Annotated in this window: 14 protein-coding genes; 7 read left to right on the top strand and 7 right to left on the bottom strand. The window is 67.1% G+C overall.

All coding sequences use genetic code 11. The annotated features are described in order from the left end of the window. Window positions 1-77 precede the first annotated feature (77 nt). Together AB0F51_RS22965 and AB0F51_RS22960 are read right to left on the bottom strand one after the other, a co-directional pair. Window positions 78-4,943 (bottom strand): NAD-glutamate dehydrogenase, encoded by a 4,866-nt coding sequence (locus AB0F51_RS22965; protein WP_360283066.1) that lies wholly within the window; start codon window positions 4,941-4,943, stop codon window positions 78-80. A 259-nt stretch (window positions 4,944-5,202) separates the two neighbouring features. Then, window positions 5,203-5,703: a MarR family transcriptional regulator gene (locus AB0F51_RS22960; RefSeq protein WP_360283469.1), complete on the bottom strand. Its 501-nt coding sequence runs from the start codon at window positions 5,701-5,703 to the stop codon at window positions 5,203-5,205. 87 nt (window positions 5,704-5,790) lie between these two features. Between AB0F51_RS22960 and AB0F51_RS22955 the strand changes: the two genes are divergently transcribed. Beyond that, the gene (locus AB0F51_RS22955) at window positions 5,791-6,771 is read left to right on the top strand and encodes an NmrA/HSCARG family protein (RefSeq protein WP_360283064.1); all 981 of its coding nucleotides are present in this window, start codon (window positions 5,791-5,793) and stop codon (window positions 6,769-6,771) included. 176 nt (window positions 6,772-6,947) lie between these two features. Continuing rightward, the gene (locus AB0F51_RS22950) at window positions 6,948-7,856 is read left to right on the top strand and encodes an NADP-dependent oxidoreductase (RefSeq protein WP_360283062.1); all 909 of its coding nucleotides are present in this window, start codon (window positions 6,948-6,950) and stop codon (window positions 7,854-7,856) included. A 25-nt stretch (window positions 7,857-7,881) separates the two neighbouring features. On the opposite strand, the gene AB0F51_RS22945 is transcribed toward AB0F51_RS22950, so the two are convergent. Both AB0F51_RS22945 and AB0F51_RS22940 read right to left on the bottom strand, forming a co-directional pair. Beyond that, complete coding sequence (locus AB0F51_RS22945; protein ID WP_360283060.1) at window positions 7,882-8,358, bottom strand: cupin domain-containing protein; 477 nt, start codon at window positions 8,356-8,358, stop codon at window positions 7,882-7,884. 176 nt (window positions 8,359-8,534) lie between these two features. Next, the gene (locus tag AB0F51_RS22940; protein WP_360283467.1) at window positions 8,535-9,395 is read right to left on the bottom strand and encodes a GNAT family N-acetyltransferase; all 861 of its coding nucleotides are present in this window, start codon (window positions 9,393-9,395) and stop codon (window positions 8,535-8,537) included. Window positions 9,396-9,502: 107 nt separating this feature from the next. Between AB0F51_RS22940 and AB0F51_RS22935 the strand changes: the two genes are divergently transcribed. The 3 genes from AB0F51_RS22935 to AB0F51_RS22925 all read left to right on the top strand — a co-directional run bounded on the left by AB0F51_RS22935 (window position 9,503) and on the right by AB0F51_RS22925 (window position 12,051). Beyond that, window positions 9,503-10,009: a MarR family transcriptional regulator gene (locus AB0F51_RS22935; RefSeq protein WP_360283058.1), complete on the top strand. Its 507-nt coding sequence runs from the start codon at window positions 9,503-9,505 to the stop codon at window positions 10,007-10,009. A 15-nt stretch (window positions 10,010-10,024) separates the two neighbouring features. Further along, on the top strand, window positions 10,025-10,858 hold the full coding sequence (locus AB0F51_RS22930; RefSeq protein WP_360283056.1) for a helix-turn-helix transcriptional regulator: 834 nt from the start codon (window positions 10,025-10,027) through the stop codon (window positions 10,856-10,858). 251 nt (window positions 10,859-11,109) lie between these two features. Next, window positions 11,110-12,051, top strand: coding sequence for an NADP-dependent oxidoreductase (locus AB0F51_RS22925; protein WP_360283054.1), 942 nt, complete (start codon window positions 11,110-11,112; stop codon window positions 12,049-12,051). Window positions 12,052-12,077: 26 nt separating this feature from the next. Here AB0F51_RS22925 and AB0F51_RS22920 read toward each other — a convergent pair whose 3' ends face one another. Next, a complete protein-coding gene (locus AB0F51_RS22920; RefSeq protein ID WP_360283052.1) occupies window positions 12,078-13,013 on the bottom strand; it encodes a LysR substrate-binding domain-containing protein in 936 nt (311 codons plus the stop codon). A gap of 71 nt (window positions 13,014-13,084) precedes the next feature. On the opposite strand from AB0F51_RS22920, the gene AB0F51_RS22915 reads away from it, so the two are divergent. Beyond that, a complete protein-coding gene (locus AB0F51_RS22915) occupies window positions 13,085-13,819 on the top strand; it encodes an SDR family oxidoreductase (protein ID WP_360283050.1) in 735 nt (244 codons plus the stop codon). A gap of 10 nt (window positions 13,820-13,829) precedes the next feature. Here the strand turns inward: AB0F51_RS22915 and AB0F51_RS22910 are convergent, their stop codons facing one another. Next, entirely contained in the window at window positions 13,830-15,107 is a 1,278-nt protein-coding gene (locus AB0F51_RS22910; RefSeq protein WP_360283048.1) for a family 16 glycosylhydrolase, read from the bottom strand. 287 nt (window positions 15,108-15,394) lie between these two features. Between AB0F51_RS22910 and AB0F51_RS22905 the strand changes: the two genes are divergently transcribed. Continuing rightward, on the top strand, window positions 15,395-16,609 hold the full coding sequence (locus tag AB0F51_RS22905) for an MFS transporter (protein ID WP_360283046.1): 1,215 nt from the start codon (window positions 15,395-15,397) through the stop codon (window positions 16,607-16,609). 7 nt (window positions 16,610-16,616) lie between these two features. Here the strand turns inward: AB0F51_RS22905 and AB0F51_RS22900 are convergent, their stop codons facing one another. Further along, on the bottom strand, window positions 16,617-17,369 hold the full coding sequence (locus AB0F51_RS22900; protein ID WP_360283044.1) for a class I SAM-dependent methyltransferase: 753 nt from the start codon (window positions 17,367-17,369) through the stop codon (window positions 16,617-16,619). Between the last annotated feature and the right edge of the window lie 233 nt (window positions 17,370-17,602).

Raw genomic sequence — 17,602 nt, 5'->3', positions numbered from 1 at the left:
TGGCCATCGCCCGCTCCACGGCCGGGGAGCCTACGACGGAGGAGCAGGCGCGGGGCTTGCTCCTCCGTCGTACGACATCAGGCCTGAGTGTTGAGCAGGGTGCGGACGAGGCGCAGGCCGACCGAGAGGTGGGCCAGCTCGGGGCCTTCGGTTTCGACGATTTCCTCCATCATCGTGGCAGCGCGGGCCAGGGCCGTTTCGTTCATGTCCTGCCAGCTGATGACGCGGTCCTCCGGCTCGGCGGAGGCGTCGGTCGACGCCAGGACCTGGGCCGTCAGGTGCGCGTGCACGGCGTGCAGGTCGTCGCGAAGGGCCGCCCGGGCCATCGTCTGCCAGCGGTCCGTTCGTGGCAGGCCGATGATGCGCTCCAGGAACTGCCCGAGGTGCAACCGCTCGCCGAGCGCGAAGTGCACCTTGGCGACCTCCAGTACGTCGAGGTCGTCGCGATCCGCCGTCTCCACGATCCCGAGCGCGGCGTACGCCGGCGGCAGGACCGCGATCCGGGTGGCGAAGTCCTCCGGTACGCCGTTGGACACCAGCGACTGGCGCCGCTGCTCGAACAGCGCCAGCTCGCGCCCGCGCAGTACGTCGGGAAGTGCGGCGGTGAGCTTGGCGATGCCCGGTGCGAAGAAGTCGATCAGGTCGGCGATGTCGACCGGGGGCCGACGGTTCGAGACCAGCCAGCGGGTGGCGCGCTCGACCAGTGTCCGCGTCTCCAGCCGCATAGCGGTCTGGGTCTGGGCGTCCACCACGTTGTCGAGCTCGGCGTTGCGGGCCAGCAACTCGGGCTGGGCGAAGATCCGCGACGCGGCCAGATTGGCGCGCACCACGTCCTCGATCGACCCGCCGGTCTCCAGCGAGAGCCGGTGGTACGCGGTGATCCCGGAGGAGTTGATGAACTCGTTCACCACCTGGGTGGTGATGATCTCGCGGCGCAGCTGGTGCGACTTCATCGGCTCGGCGAACCGGTCCTGGATCGCCTTCGGGAAGTAGCTGACCAGCTTGGCTTCCAGGTACTTGTCGTCGGGCAGCGTCGTCTTGAGCAGCTCGGCCTCGAGCACGATCTTGGTGTAGGCGATCAGCACCGACAGCTCGGGCGAGGTCAGCCCACGCCCCTCGGCCTTGCGCCGCTTGAACTCCGCGACGCTCGGCAGGAACTCCAGCTCGCGGTCGAGCAGGCCCTGCTTCTCCAGCCGCCGGACCCAGTCCTGGTGGACGTGCATCAGCGCCGGGGCCTGCGCGGTCGCGTTGGCCAGGCCGATGTTCTGCCGGTAGTTGCTCTTCAGCACCAGCTCGGCGACCTCGCCGGTCATCGACGCGATCACGTCGTTGCGCTGCTTCTCGGTCAGGTCGCCGTCGGCGACCACCTTGTCGAGCAGGATCTTGATGTTCACCTCGTGGTCGGAGGTGTCCACGCCGGCCACGTTGTCGATGAAGTCGGTGTTGATCCGGCCGCCGTTGGTCGCGTACTCGATCCGGCCGAGCTGGGTGAAGCCGAGGTTGCCGCCCTCACCGACCGCCCGCGCGCGCAGGTCGGAACCGTTGATCCGGATCGCGTCGTTGGCCTTGTCGCCGACGTCCGCGTGCGACTCGGTCACGGCCTTCACGTACGTCCCGATGCCGCCGTTCCAGAACAGGTCGACCGGTGCCTGGAGGATCGCCTGCATCAGCTCGTTCGGCGTGAGGGAGGCCGGATTGCCTTCCAGGCCGAGCGCCTCGCGCACCTCCGCGGTGATCGGGACCGCCTTGTCGGTCCGCGCGTAGACACCACCACCGGGCGAGATCAGCGAGGCGTCGTAGTCGGCCCACGACGAGCGGGGCAGGTCGAACAGCCGGCGCCGCTCCACGAACGACGTCGCCGCGTCCGGCGACGGGTCGAGGAAGATGTGCCGGTGGTCGAAGGCCGCGATCAGCCGGATGTGCTCGGACAGCAGCATCCCGTTGCCGAACACGTCGCCGCTCATGTCGCCAACGCCGACGACAGTGAAGTCGGCGTTCTGGCAGTCGTGGCCCATCTCGCGGAAGTGCCGCTTGACCGACTCCCAGGCGCCCCGCGCGGTGATGCCCATCGCCTTGTGGTCGTAGCCGACCGAACCGCCCGAGGCGAACGCGTCGCCCAGCCAGAAGCCGTACTCCTTGGCGACCCCGTTCGCGATGTCCGAGAACGTCGCGGTTCCCTTGTCGGCGGCAACGACCAGGTAGGCGTCGTCACCGTCGTACCGGACCACGTCGCGCGGCGGAACGATGTCACCGGCAACGATGTTGTCGGTGATGTCCAGCATCCCGGAGATGAAGGTCTTGTACGACGCGACGCCCTCGGCCAGCCACGCGTCCCGGTCGACCGCCGGATCCGGCAACTGCTTGGCGTAGAAGCCGCCCTTCGCACCCACCGGCACGATGACCGAGTTCTTCACCATCTGCGCCTTCACCAGACCGAGCACCTCGGTCCGGAAGTCCTCACGCCGGTCGGACCAGCGCAAACCACCGCGAGCGACCGCGCCGAAGCGCAGGTGCACACCCTCGACCCGCGGCGAGTACACGAAGATCTCATACGCCGGCCGCGGCTGCGGCAGGTCCGGGATCGCCTTGGGCTCCAGCTTGAACGAGATGTACGTCCGCGGGCTGCCGTCGGCAGCCGGGAGGAAGTAGTTGGTGCGCAGCGTCGCCTTGATGACGGTCAGGTAGGACCGCAGGATCCGGTCCTCGTCCAGGCTCTTCACCGTGTCGAGCGCGGCGACGATCTCCTTCTCCAACTGGGCCACCGCATTCACCCGGGCGGGGTCGTCGGCCGGGCCGCGCGCCGGGTCGAAGCTGGTCTCGAACAGCTGGACGAGCAGCTTGGCCACGTCGACGTGGTTGAGGAAGGTGTTCTCGATGTAGTCCTGGCTGAACGGAGTACCGCCCTGCCGGATGTAGCGCTGGTAGGCGCGCAGGATGCAGACCTGGCGCCAGCTGAGGCTGCCGCGCAGTACCAGGGCGTTGAGCTTGTCGCTCTCCGCACGGCCTTCCCACACCGCCTGGAACGTGTCGGAGAAGAGCCCACGCAACTCCTCGCGCTCCTCGTAGCCACTGGGCGCCCGGAGACCGAAGTCGTAGATGTACGCCGTACCGGAGGGCCGACGGATCTCGTACGGCCGCTCGTCGATCACCTCGACACCCATGTGGGTCAGCAACGGGAGCACCTGGGACAGCGACAGCGCAGTACCGGTGCGGTAGACCTTGAAGCGGCGCTCCCCCTCCCACTGCTCGTCGATCGGGGTGTAGAGCGACATGGCCAGGCCGTCCTCGGCGGGCAGCTTGTCCAGGATCGACACGTCGCGTACGGCGATCCGGGCGTCGAAATCCTCCTTGTACGCCTCCGGGAACGCGTTCGCGTACTGGCTGCTCATCCTGGTGACGGCCACGTCGCCGCCCTGCTCGTGCAGCGCGACGTTGAAGTCGTCCTGCCAGGCACGGGTCGCCTCGACCACCTGCTGCTCGAGCACCTCGTTGTCGAACTCGCCGACCGTCTCGCCCTGCTTCATCCGGACCACGAAGTGCACCCGGGCCAGCACCGACTCGGTCACGTAGGCGGCGTAGTCGACCGACTCGGCGCCGATCGCGTCCTTGAGGATCTGCTGCATCTTGAGCCGGACCGCCGTGGTGTAGCGGTCACGCGGCAGGTAGACCAGGCAGGACAGGTAGCGGTTGTACACGTCGCGGCGTACGAACAGCTTGACCGCGCGACGCTCCTGCAGGTGCAGCACGGACTGCACGATCGGCAGGAGGTCCTCCACTGGAGCCTGGAGCAGCTCGTCGCGGGGGTAGGTCTCCAGTACGTCGAGCAGGCCCTTGCCGCTGTGACTGTTGGGGTCGAACCCCGTCCGCGCGAACAGTTCGATCGCCTTGCGCCGCAGTACCGGCACCTGCATGACGCTCTCGGTGTACGCCGTGGAGGAGAGCAGCCCGATGAACCGGCACTCCGAGACCGGCTCACCGTTCTCGTCGAACTGCTTGATGCCGACATAGTCCAGGTACGACGAGCGGTGCACCGTCGAGCGGGAGTTCGCCTTGGTCAGGATCAGCAGCTTCTTCTCCCGGGCCTTGGCACTCACCTCCGGCGGCAGCAGACCGGCGTTCTCGTCCAGCTTCGGGTCCGGCCGCAGGATGCCCAGGCCGGTCCCCGGGACACCGCGCAGGATGCCCTGCTCACCGCGCATGGTGAAGCTGTACTCGCGGTAGCCGAGGAAGGTGAAGTGCTCGTCGGCGAGCCACTCCAGCAGCTCCCGGGCCTCCTCCACCTCGTTCTCGCTGACCGGCAGCTTGGACGCGTCGAGGTCCTCGGCGATCGAGACCGCCTTCTCGTGCATCTTCGGCCAGTCCTCGACGGCCTCCCGGACGTCGCCCAGCACCCGCTGCAGCGCGTTCTCGAGCTCACGGTGCTCCGCCGGGTCGGCGATCCGCTCGACCTCCAGGTGCATCCAGCTCTCCCGGACCAGGTCGTGCTCGTCCGCGGCGGCCGCGTCGTCGAGCACCTCCTGCAGGGTGCCGGCGACGTCACGCCGGACCACGAACTGCGGGTGCACCAGCAGCTGCAGCTCGAGGTTGTGGTCGGTGATCACCATCGAGGCGCTGTCGACCAGGAAGGGCATGTCGTCGATCACGATCTCGACGACCGTCCGGCCGTTCGCGGACCAGCCGTGCTCCTCGACCGTCGGGGTGAAGACATGCACCTTGGCGGTGCCCTGCGGCCGGGACAGCGCGGACTTGTAGTGGTGTTTCGCGGCGCCCAGGCAGTCGGTCGGTTGACGGGCGGCGACGTCCTCCGCGGCGACGTAGCGGTAGTACCGCTCCAGGAAGTTCCGTAACCGGCCGGCGTCGACCGACTGGTCCTTGCCGTGCGACCCCGCGGCCACCGCCTTGGCGAGAACCTCCGCCTTCTGGACGTCCAGCTTGCTCTGCATTCCCCACCGTCTCCACACGCGACAATCGGCGCTCCGGCGCCGGGCGCACGACGTTGTGCGCCTGTCTCAGAGATTAGTCCACTTCGGTCACTGGTGTGCTGCCGGGACGGTCCTTTCCGGTGCCTTACAAATCACCTTTAACAGCCCTTGCCAACCGGAGCGCGAGGGCCGGACAGGCCAGTACCGCGCGGCGCGCGTTCGCCAGTTCACCCCGGGTGATCTCGCGCCCGCGGAGTACCGGGAAGCCATGCCGGAGGTCTCAGCCGCAGCCGCGGATTTCCGGCGGGCAGTTCGTGTGCTCATGCTTCTCCACTGCCTCGACCACCTCGGCCGACGCCTCGCCGAGCGCCACCATCCGGTCCCTGCCGAGGACGTCGGCGAAGAACTCGCGGACGCGTCGGGCGTGGGCCGGCGCGCAGGCCTTGATCGCGGCCAGCCCTTCGTCGGTCAGCACGATCTCCGGATAGCGGGCGTCACAGGCCTCCTTGCGGATCAGGCCCCGCTTCTCCATCCGGGACAGGTGGTGCGACATCCGGCTCTTCTCCCACTGGGTCGCCTCACCCAGCTCGTACGCGCGCATCCGGCCGGTCACGGACTCGGACAGGTTGACCAGGATCTCGAAGTCGGACGCGGACAGGCCGAACTCGCGCTGCAGGTGCCGGGTCAGGTGCGTTTCCAGCGTCCTGCGCATCAGCAGGAAGTTGCGCCAGGCCTGCTGCTCTTCGTCGTCGAGCCACGGTTCGTTCGCCACACCGCCCATCATAGCGGCCAGGGTTGACACATCAACCAAATGCGGTACTGTCAATCTTGGTTGACACATCAACTCATTACATCGAGGAGAAATCTGATGACCGAGAAGTTGCTCATCGCCGTGGTCGGAGCGACGGGTTCGCAGGGCGGCGGGCTGGTCCAGGCGATCTTGGCCGACCCCGAGCAGCGGTTCGCAGTACGGGCGTTGACCCGGAACGCGCAGTCGGAGAAGTCGCGGGCCCTGGCTGCCGCCGGTGCCGAGGTCGTCGAGGCTGATCTCGACGACGAGGCGAGCCTGCGGGCAGCGTTCGACGGCGCGCACGGCGCTTACGTGGTGACCAACTACTGGGTTCCGCTGACGCCGGAGGAAGAGGCCGCGCGGAGCCGCGCCGAGATGGAGCTCGAGCAGGTCGACAACGCCGCGCGCGCCGCCAAGGAGGCCGGTGTCGCCCACGTGATCTGGTCGACGCTGGAGGACACCCGCGACCACTTCGGCGAGACCGACCGGGTGCCGAGCCTCGACGACGGCCGGTACAAGGTGCCCCACTTCGACGCGAAGGGCGAGGCCGACGAGCTGTTCACGAAGTACGGCGTACCGACGACCTTCCTGCGGACCACCTTCTACTTCGAGGCGCTCCTGCAAGGCATGGGCCCGGTCCGCGCCGAGGACGGCAAGCTCGTCCTCACCTTCCCGATGGCCGACCAGCCGCTGGCCGGCATCGCCGCCGAGGACATCGGCAAGGCCGCCCTCGGCATCTTCAAGCGCGGCGACGAGTTCATCGGCCGGACGGTCAGCATTGCCGGCGACCACCTGACCGGCACCCAGTACGCCGACGTCCTCAGCACCACCCTGGGCGAACCCGTGACCTACCGCCCCTACACCTGGGACGAATTCCGCAACCTCGGCTTCCCGATGGCCGTCGAGTTCGCCAACATGTTCCAGTTCTACGCCGAAGACTCGGAGCGCTTCACCGGCGACCGCGACCTCAACCTGGTCCGCGAGCTCAACCCGCAGGCGCAGAACCTCGAGGCCTGGCTCAAACTGCACGCTAACAAGGTCAAGGCAACCATCAACTGACCTTCCACCCCCGCTGAGATCGGCGGCTCACCCCAGCAACCCGAGCCGCCGACCAGCAAGCAAACCCCTCTGCTCAGGTGGCCCATCGAAACCGTCGGCGAATGGCCCAGTGATCGCGGGCCGCGGCTGCCTACGGTCGAGTCGTACCATCACAACCACCACTGCAGAGGAACTTCATGCGTGCCATCACCGTCCGCGATCGCGAGGCCGAGGGCTACGGGCTGTCCCTGACCGAGCTGCCCTCTCCCCGCCCTGCCGAGAACGACGTCATCGTCCAGGTCCACGCCGCCGGCTTCCTCCGAGGCGAACCGGAATGGCCGAGCACCTGGACCGACCGGGCTGGCCGCGACCGGACACCAAGTGTCCTGGGCCACGAACTATCCGGTGTAGTCGTCGAGCTCGGCTACGGCACCACCGGCCTCACGATCGGCCAGCGAGTCTTCGGGCTGACCGACTGGGCCCGCAACGGTTCGCTCGCCGAGTACACCGCCGTCGAGGCCCGCAACCTGGCCCCGCTTCCCGCCGACGTCGACCACACCGCCGCGGCCGCTGTGGTGATGCCCGGGCTGACCGCCTGGCAAGCGCTGTTCGACCACGCTCACCTCCAAGCAGGCCAATCCGTCCTCATCCACGGCTCCGGCGGCTCCGTCGGCTCGGTCGCCGTACAACTGGCCCGCGAAACCGGAGCCCACATCATCGGCACCGGCCGGGCTGCCGACCGGGACTTGGCCGGAATCCTCGGCGCCCACGAGTTCCTCGATCTGGACAGCGAGCGCCTCGAGGATGCCGGCGAGGTCGACGTGGTGTTCGATGTGATCGGCGGCGAGATCCGCGACCGCTCCACCGCGCTGTTGCGACCCGGCGGCACCCTCGTCACCGTCGCCGAGCCGCCGACCGTCCACCCTCACAACGGCAGGGCGATCTTCTTCGTTGTCGAGCCCCATCGCGAACAGTCGGCCCAGTTGGCTGCTCGCCTGCGCGATGGGAGACTCACACCGCTCATCACCGCCGTCCGCGACCTGGCCGACGCCCCCGCCGCCTTCACAGAGCGCACCCGCGACAGGATCATCATCACGCTGAAATGACGATAGTGGTCATGGATGGGCGGGCTCAGAGATAGCTCTCCGGCACCGGCCCAAGGACCTCCACGTGGGATCGGGCCGCGATCTCGTCCAGCAGTTCCGGCGTCGCCGAGCTGGTTGCTACTGCGTCGGCCAACTCCTCGAAGTACTGGACCATGGCAGCAGGTGAGAAGAAGTTCAGCTTCTTACCAGGACCCGCCGAAACGACCTTGAATGTGTGCGGCGTGGCTCTCGGTACGTAGACAAAAGTTCCGGGTGGACACAGAGTTTGCTGCTCCTCTATGTACATCAAGTATTCGCCCTCGAGCACAAAGAAGGCCTCGGCGGCATCACGATGAAGGTGGAGCGGGGGACCAAACTCCGGCGGCTCACTTTGCGTCTGCAACAGAGTGAACTGGCCGGCTGTCTGCGCAGCTGTTGCCAGGACTTCGGCCTCGAAGTTGCCCAGATCGAGATGCCGGCCCTGGCCAGGAAGAACGATGAATGCCTCGCCCATGATGGCCATCGTGCTCCTGCCGCATGCTTATTGCAACCAGCAGCCCGACGAAATCAGCCGCCGGCTTGCCCATCTGCCCAGTGTTGCCCTAGGCAAGCGCTGGCGCACCCCCGGGCCTGACACCCACGATCCACCGATTGCCGTCTTGGTGCTGCCGGCAACGATGTGATGACCGCAAGAACACCTCAGCCGTCATGTGCCGCGGTATCAGGAAGTGCGAGTGGGAGGGTGGCGCGGACGCTGATGCTGGTTGCGCCGTAGGTGAAGCCGAGGTGCTCGTTGAGGCGGCGCATGTTGTCGTTGCCGCGTTGGGTCCAGGTGTAGATCTCGGCGATGCCGTGCTCAGCGGCCCAGGCCATGCTCATCCGCTTCAACGTCGCGGCGACCGACTTGCCGCGCCACTCTCGTCGTACTGCGGTGTAGGCGACCTCCGCACGTTCCGGCTTGTCGGTGTCGAGCAGCAACCCGGCGACTCCGATGACCTCGTCTCCCGCGACGGCCAGGAACATCGCCTCCGGATCGTTGATCCACTCCTTGGCCCAATCGTCAGCCGTGACGTTCAACAAGCTCGGCACGTCCATGTCCGGGAAAGTCGGCAACGCCACCTGCTCATAGGCCCTCGCCCACAGTTCGGGGCGCTGCGCGACAGTGACGACCTCGTACTCCGTCGGCGGAGCCGGCCAGGGCTCAACCCCGATCCGGCGCACCTGCTCGACCTGGCGGTCCGCCTCGACGAACCCGAACCGCTGCGCGAAGGCAAGCGACCCGTCGTCCTCCACTCCGGCACCTGCCCGCTCGTAACCCTGATCCACCGCATGACGTGCCAACGCCATCAGCAACTCCGTACCGACACCCTGACGGCGATGCTCAGGCAGGACACGCGGCGCAACATACGCCCGCCCCTCCTCGTCCGAGCGATCCGCCAAGCCACTGCCGACGACCCTGCCGTCCACCTCGGCCACCAGCAGCAAACGACCCGGCCGATCCATCTCTCGCAACTCCGCAACACTCGGACACCGCTCATGAGGCAACGCCGCAATCCGCACGTGGCGCCAAGCCTCGTAGTCCGCGTCTGTCACTACTGTCCGAACTGACACCACCGTCACTCCTCAGCATCGGTAACCTTCGAATTCAAAGCATGTACGATCGCGGCATGAGTGGAGCGGCGCCGGGCCTGAGCACGGAGCAACTTAGTGCGTACTTCGCTCTGGTGGAGGTCAGCAGCCTTCTGCAGTACGCGGTGGACGAGCACCTGCGCGTCGACGGCGACCTCAGCTATGTACAGTTTCAGGTCCTCGCCCGGCTCGTCGATGCGCCGGAGGGCAAGCTGCGGATGACCGATCTGGCCGACGGTGTCGTGTACAGCCGTAGCGGGCTGACTTATCAGGCGGGCTTGCTGGACAAGCGCGGCCTGATCACTCGTTCGCCGTCGCCCGACGACGAGCGCAGCGTCATGGTGACCGTCACGGACGTCGGCCGCGACCTAGTCGCCCAGGTGCTCCCGGGGCATGTCGACCGCGTCCGGCAGCTGTTGTTCGAACCCTTGACCCACAAGGACGTCACTGCCCTCAACGGCATTCTGGGCCGGGTCCGCGACCACATGCGCGCCGCTCCGCCTCGCTCGGCCAAACCTCGCGCCCGGCGCAACCAGACCGGCTGAGGCAGGGGGAGAGTGATGGACCGCGCGTTGCTGGCGGACTTTCTCCGGGCTCGCCGGGAAGCACTGCAGCCGGAGGAGGTGGGGCTGCCGCGGGGTGCCCGGCGTCGTACCGGTGGGCTGCGGCGCGAGGAGGTCGCGGTGCTGGCCGGCATGTCGGCCGACTACTACAGCCGGCTTGAGCAGAAGCGCGGCCCGATGCCGTCCGAGCAGATTCTGGCCGCCGTGGCCGGGGCGTTGCGGCTCAGCCCGAGCGAGCGGGAGCACCTGTTCGCTCTCGGCGGGCACGCGGCTCCGCGGCGTACCCAGCCGGACGACCGGGTGAGTCTGGCCATCAGGACCATCGCGGAGCAGCTCTCGGACACGCCCGCGATCGTGTTCTCCCGGTTCGGTGAGGCGTTGCTGCAGACCCCGGCGGCGGTGGCGTTGTTCGGTGACTACACCTGTTTCGACGGCCTGTCGCGCTACCTGGTCTATCGCTGGTTCACCGACCCAGCCCAGCGGGCCATCTATCCGCCCGAGGACCATGATGTCCGCGGCCGGGTTTTCACCGTGGACCTGCGGGCGGCGTACACGACCGATCCGGCGGGCACCGCCGGGGAGATCGTCGACGCGCTGCTGGCGGTCAGCCCCGAGTTCGCCGAGGTCTGGCGGCGGCACGAGGTGGACGTCACCCATCACCACGAACTCAAACGCTACCGGCACCAGGAACTGGGCGAGCTGGAGTTGTACAGCCGGCGGCTGGTCGATCCCGACGAAGGACAGGATCTGCTGGTCTTCATGGCCGAACCCGGATCGCCGAGTGAGGCGAAGCTCCGGCGGCTGGTCACCATGGCCGGGGACGAGGCGTGAGCCGCGCCTGAACCTCTTATCCATGGTCTCTCATACCGTGGATGACGAGAACATTCACCCGCCTCCCGTACTGCGCCACGCTTGAGTGGTCGAACCGGGAAGGCGAGGCCGCTGGTTAAGGCGACCACCCGGTAAGTCTGGCCGAGACGGCTGTCGTCCGCCGCACCCCCTTTGCTTCGAATTCGAAGCTTGCTATAGTTCAGAAGTGCTTCGAAATCGAAGCACATCACACCAGAGAGACGAGGCTCGTCATGAAGGCAGTGCGTTTCCACGAGTACGGCGCCCCCGAGGTCCTGCGCTACGAAGAGGTTGACCAGCCGGCCCCCGGTTCCGGCGAGATCCGGATCCGGGTGGCGGCGACGTCGTTCAACCCGGTCGAAGGCAACATCCGCGCCGGTGTCATGCAGGGCCCCATCCCGATTCAGCTGCCGCACACCCCCGGCCTCGACATCGCGGGCACGGTCGACGCGCTCGGCGAGGACGTGACCGAATTCGACATCGGGGACCGGGTGATCGGCGTCCTGCCGCTGACCAGCACCGGCGCGGCCGCCGAGTACGTCATCGCCCCGGTCCAGAGTCTCGCGGCAGCCCCCACGAGCGTCCCGCTGGTGGACGCCGCCGGACTACCGCTGGTCGGGCTCACCGCGTGGCAGGCGCTGTTCGACCACGCGAAGCTGACCAACGGCCAGCGGGTGCTGATCAACGGCGCTGGCGGCGTCGTCGGCGGCTACGCGGTGCAGCTGGCCAAGAACGCCGGCGCGTACGTGATCGCCACCACCGGCCCGCGCAGCTCCGAGCAGGCCAAGATGGCCGGCGCCGACGAGATCCACGGCCCCGGCATCCCCGAGCTGTCCGAGCCGGTCGACGTCGTGCTCAATTTCGCCCCGATCCCCCCGGGGCAGATGGCCGCCCTGGCCGCGGTGATCCGGGACGGCGGCGTACTGGTCAACACCACCGTGTGGATGCCCGCTGCGTCGGACGAAGCCCGCGGCGTACGGGGAATCAACCTGTTCTTCCGTCCCGACGCCGAACAGCTCGCTCAGCTGGTGACGCTGCTTGACGCCGGCAAGCTGCACCTCGGCGCGACCCAGCGGGTGCCGCTGGCCGGATTGGCACAGGTGCACGCCGAAGCCGCCACCGCCCCGATCAACGGGAAGATCGTCTTCGTCACCCCCAGCGCCACCCTCGACTAGAGGAGGCACTGGGGTGAGTGCCCCGGTCAGTAGGTCAGTGCGGTCAGCTGGTCGGGGTGGTGGGCAGCGACGTCGTGGGCAGCTTGGACGAAGGCGGCGACGGCTGGGGATCGCGAGGTTTCCGGCCAGGCGACCATGACCTCGCTGGGGCTGAGGCCGGTGACCGGGCGGTAGGCGATGTCCGGGCGCTGGTGCAGCTTGGTGGTGGACAGTGACAGGAACGCCACCGCCTGGCCCAGCGCGACTACCTCCAGGAGTTGCTCGACGCTGGCCACCAGCGGCCCCTCAGGAACGTCGGCCAGCGGGCCATCGCTGTCTTCCGCTCCGTCGCAGCCTGTGTAGTAGGCGGTGTCGGAGGCGGCGGCCCCTTTCCAGCGTGGGATCGGTTCGCCCTTGAGGTCTGCCAGCCGCAGTCGTCGACGGCCGGCCAGGCGGTGCGCGGCGGGGAGAACGGCCAGTCGCGGCTCGACCACCAGCGTCTCCGAATCCAGCCCTAGATCGTCGAACGGGCTGCGCAGCAGCGCTACATCGGCCCGGCCGTCCCGCAGCATGGCGATCGGCTCTCCGCTGCCGCCGACAACAACTTCCGGCGGCGGTAGCTGCGAACCTCTTCCCCGGTAGGCGGCGAGGATCTCCCGCAGCAGCCCGGCGTCGCCTCCCGGCTTGACCGCCACGACGAGCTGGGGTGTCGGCTGGCCGGCCCGACGTGTACGCCGGGCCGCCGCGTGCACAGCATCGACCGCGATCCGGGCCTGGTCGAGCAGCACCTGACCGGCGGTGGTCAGCCGCACTTGCCGGGTGGTGCGCTCCAGCAGGCGTACGCCGAGCCGCGACTCCAGCTGAGCGATCGCCTTCGACAGCGGGGGTTGCGCCATCCCGAGGCGTTGCGCGGCCCGGCTGAAGTTCAGTTCCTCGGCGACCGCGATGAAGTACCTCAGCTCCCGCACCTCGAGCTCACTCATATCTGTGGACTATAAATCCAGAGCCATCCGGTCTTTCCCTGCCACCCGTGGGTGAAGGGAGGCTGAGTGCCATGACGACTTCGCAGCAGACTGCTTTGATCACCGGCGCGAACAAGGGCATCGGCAAGGAAACGGCGCGCAGGCTCGCAGCCCTCGGCATCACCGTCCTGATCGGCGCGCGCAATGCCGAGCGCGGCGAGGCGGCGGCCGAAGAGCTGCGCACGGGCGGCGCCGACGTACGGTTCGTACCGCTGGACGTCACCGACGAGATGTCGATCCAGGCCGCCGCCAAGCACATCGACGCCACGTTCGGCCGCCTCGACATCCTCGTCAACAACGCCGCGATCGCCGCCGGACCGCAGAAGCCGAGTGAAACCCCGGCCGCCATCGTCAGGGAGATCTACGAGACCAACGTGTTCGGCGTCATCGCGGTGACCCACGCGATGCTTCCCCTGCTACGCCGCTCCGCCGCCGCACGCATCGTCAACATGTCCAGCGAACTCGGCTCCCTCGCCCACCTGGCCGACCCGGGCAGCCCGTGGTCGGCGTACTCCTCGATCCTCCTTCCCTACTGCACCTCGAAGAGCGCGCTGAACGCGATCACCGTGCTCTACGCCAATGAGTTGCGCGCCGAAGGGATTCTGGTCAATGCGGTGAGCCCCGGGTACTGCGCGACCGACCTCAACCGCCGTACCGGAGTACGGACGGCGGAGGAGGGCGCGGCCGTCGCGGTCGACCTGGCGGCTGTGGGCGAGAACGGCCCGACGGGCGCCTTCCTGACCGAGGACGGTCCGATCCCCTGGTAATTCGGTGGCGTCAGCTCTTCCGTTCGAAGGTCCAGACTGTGCTGGTGTCGGTCGCTCCGGTGTTCCATTTCACGGCGCCGGCCGAGGTGGCGTACAGGTAGTTCCTGCTGGTGTTCGCATTCTCCAGGCGCAAGCCTCCGGTGGCTGACTCGACCGTCCAGAGCGAATCTGGGACGATCTCGCCGGTGTTCCAGATGACTGCGTTGTTGGTGTCTTCGGAGTCGAGGTAAAACCGTCCGGTCCTGGCGTTCTTCAGGGTCCAGGCGCCGGACGAGTGCTTGGCGGCCACCCAGTCCTGGTCGTCGTAGGTGCTGCCGGCCGCGGTGGTGACTACGCCGTTGCCATCGGAGTCGAGGTACCGGCCGGTGGCGACGTTCTTGATCTTGTAGGTGGCGCCACTGACGAGCGGATCCGAGCTGGGTGCCTTCTGGTAGGCGCGGAAGTAGTCGACGACGAATTCCTTCGGGCGCTTGTCGTTGGGATCCAGCGTCCCGGTCCAGCCCGCGTTCTCGTAGAGACCCAGATAGAACACTGCCGGGTACTTCAAGGACTGGTTGATCGTGTCCTTCAGGACATTGTCGACGTACAGCTTGAGCTGGGTCGGGGTCCACTCGAGCGCATAGGTGTGCCACTCCGTGGTCATGTCGAACCCGACCGGGATGCTGCGCGTGGACGTGGTCAGGTTCGGATCCGACCAGGCGAAGAGGTTGTAGTTGAAGCGACTGCGCCCATGGTTGCCCGCGTGCTCCATGATGTCGACTTCACCGCGCTGACTCCAGTTGTCCTGCCTGCCGGTCAGCCAGAATGCCGTGTGAATCCCGTTCTTCACCGAGCTCTTCGCGCGAATCTCGTAGTACCCGTACTGCGACGTGTACTTCATGACTGTGGGAATCGCGTGGTCGAAGTGATCGTTCTTGTGCAGGTCGGTCCGCTGCCCGGTCTGGATGCTGGAGACCTTCATCGGATTGTCGGAGTAGTACGTCGGTTGGTCGTCGTCGATTCGCAGTACGAGGGCGTTGTCCCTGAATCCGTACCGGGCCCTGGATCGGTATTCCTGCGTTCGCGATTCCAGGTAGTTGGTGATCCACAGACTCGAGTCGAGACTTCCGTTGAACTCGTCGTTCCTGTCCAGGACCCAACCGGGCTTCTGCAGAGGATTCGCCGGGAAGTCGGCCGTCACGGTCGCCGGTTCAGCCGCCGCGTTGCTGACGGTCAGCGCTGAGGCGAAGACCAGCAAGCCGGCGGACCAGAGCGCGAGTCGTGATTTCTTCGGGGTTGGAATCCTCACCGGCACAGACCTCCTGAACGAATGGCAATCGCCGCGCACGAGCACACCCGCTGCAGTACCGGCCCGACGAAAGGGGCACGCACAGGGTATGTACGCGTGATCTTCCCCGGGCCGTCGAAAAGAATCTGTCAAGCACTGTCAACACGCCCGGCCAGTCCACCGGCGCGAAACCCGGTTGCTTGCCTAGGGCACGTTGTCGAGACTGGTCGCGGCAGACTCGGGCGTCAAGCTAAAGGAGAGGCTCACAGGATCTCTCGAACCCACTGCCTTGGTCGGCGGTGGTGCTGATGGACAGGCAGGCTCTGATCGTTGCGTTCGTCCGCTGGACCTGGATGCGCGCGTTCCTCCACAACGGCTGGTGGCTGGTCGCCAGCGTCTACATGATCATCGACGCCGGCCTTTCGGCGTCGCAGATCGTGCTCATCGGGTCCGTGCAGGGAGTCTTCGCCTTGCTCTGCGAGGTGCCCGCCGGCGTACTCGCCGACACCATCAGCCGCAAGTGGTCGCTCGTGCTTTCCCAGGTCCTGATGGGCACCGCAATGCTGACAACCGGTCTCGTCACCTCGTTTCCACTGCTGATGGCGACGCAGGCGCTGTGGGGCCTGTCCTGGACGTTCGCCAGCGGCGCCGACATCGCCTGGATCACCGATGAACTCGACCAACCGGATCGCATCGCGGCGGTGTTGTCCCGAGCCGCGCGTGCGCAGCTGGCCGGCTCAGCCACCGGACTCCTCGCGATCGGCGGGCTGGCTTGGCTGACCCGGCGTGATATCGCGGTCGTCGTCGCCGGTACAGCCATGCTCCTGCTGGCGTTCTACCTGATCGTCCGATTCAGTGAGGAACGGTTCGCCGGTACCCGCACCGCGCGATGGTCCACGTCCTGGAGCACCTTCCGACGCGGGCTCACCCTGGTCCGTCGAAGCCGGGAGATCCTGCTGATCTTCTTGGCCACGTTCCTGATCAACGGGGCCGCCGATGCCGGCGGGCGACTCGCGCCAAAACAACTGCTCGAGCTCGGACTGCCGACGGCTGTCGATCCCATCGTCTGGTTCACCGGACTCGGCTTCCTCGCCCTGTTGATCGGTACGGCGGCCCTGCGCATCGCGGAGAAGCGCGTCGACGGGCGCCACGCGCGCCACTCCTACGCGTTGGCCGCCGCCATCGGGGCGGCCGGCATGGCCGCGTTCGCGATCGCGCCCGAGCCGATCAGCGCCAGTGCCGCGCTCGTGATCATCTCCGGGATCGCCGTCCCGCTGACCCGCATCATCAGCGCCATCTGGGTCAACGCCCGCACCACCAGCGACGTACGCGCAACGACGCACTCCTTCCTCGCCCAGGCCGAGTACCTCGGCGAAGTGACCTGTGGCCTGGCCATCGCCATGATCGCCAACCTCGTCGGCCTTTCCCTGGCGCTGGCCGGCTGCGCCACGCTGTTCGCCCTCACCGCAGGCTTGATGCGACACCGACGTACCGGGCGAACCGCCGGCGAGATGCCGCGGTAAGAAACGCTCATGCGGGCTCGCAGATGCAGAGTTGCAGGGCCGAATCTGAGGCGAATGGTCGGCCGGACCAGTCGCCGAAGCGGTCGGTGAGGCGGAGGCCGCCGAGAGAGAGGAGGAGCGGGAGTTCCTGCGGGAAGATGCTTCTGATTTCGAGCGGTACGACGACGAAGTCGGGCTCGGCGTCGGTCGAGAGGTACCAGGTCCCGCGGGTGACTTGCGCGGGCGCATCGTAGATTTCGGCGACCTCGACGGTGACGTTGCCGCGGTGAGGTTCCGTGAACGACAACGACTCTCGGGTGCGGCGTACGCCGTCGGCTTCGGCGAGGAGGCGGACGCTCGGGTTGAAGACATCGAAGACGAACCGTGCTCCAGGTGCCAGGTGCCTTCGAACCGACCGGAAGCAGCTCACCAGATCGTCGGCCTCCTGCAGATGCAAGAGGCTATTGGCTGTGATGAAGACGAAGTCGAAGGTGCGACCCAGATCGAAGTCCCGCATGTCGCCCTGCATCCATTCCACCGCGACACCGCGCTCGTCCGCCTTCCGCTGAGCCTCAGCCAGCATGTCTGCCGACAAGTCCACGCCGACACACGGATGCCCGTCGGACGCGATGGGGATCAGCTTGTGCCCGGTGCCGCACCCGAGCTCCAAGACGCGCCCACCTTGCCGATTGACCTCGGCCCGGTAGAAGTCGACGGCCGGCCCGCCACCCGGAAACATCAGGTCATACAGCCTCGCATCCGAGTAGAACGCTCCACTCATTACGCGCCCCTCCTTTCCAACTCACCAGCAGTCAGCCAGTTCGGCTAGCCGAGCCGCCACGGCGGCGGGTTTCATTCAACTGTGTCTGATCCAAGAAGTGTCGACTGGACCGGCGAGGCGTTCATGGGCGGCGTATGTCCGGTCAGACGAGCTGCCGAGCGGGCGTGAGGTCTGCGTCGAGGTCGACACCGGTCTGATCGGAACTGACTATCTGGACCGCTACCGCGTGACCT

The organism is Kribbella sp. NPDC023855, from assembly GCF_040639475.1.
In the GTDB taxonomy this organism is placed as follows: domain Bacteria; phylum Actinomycetota; class Actinomycetes; order Propionibacteriales; family Kribbellaceae; genus Kribbella.
Note: the sequence above shows the minus strand (reverse complement) of the source record. Positions and strands in the feature narration are given on the sequence as shown.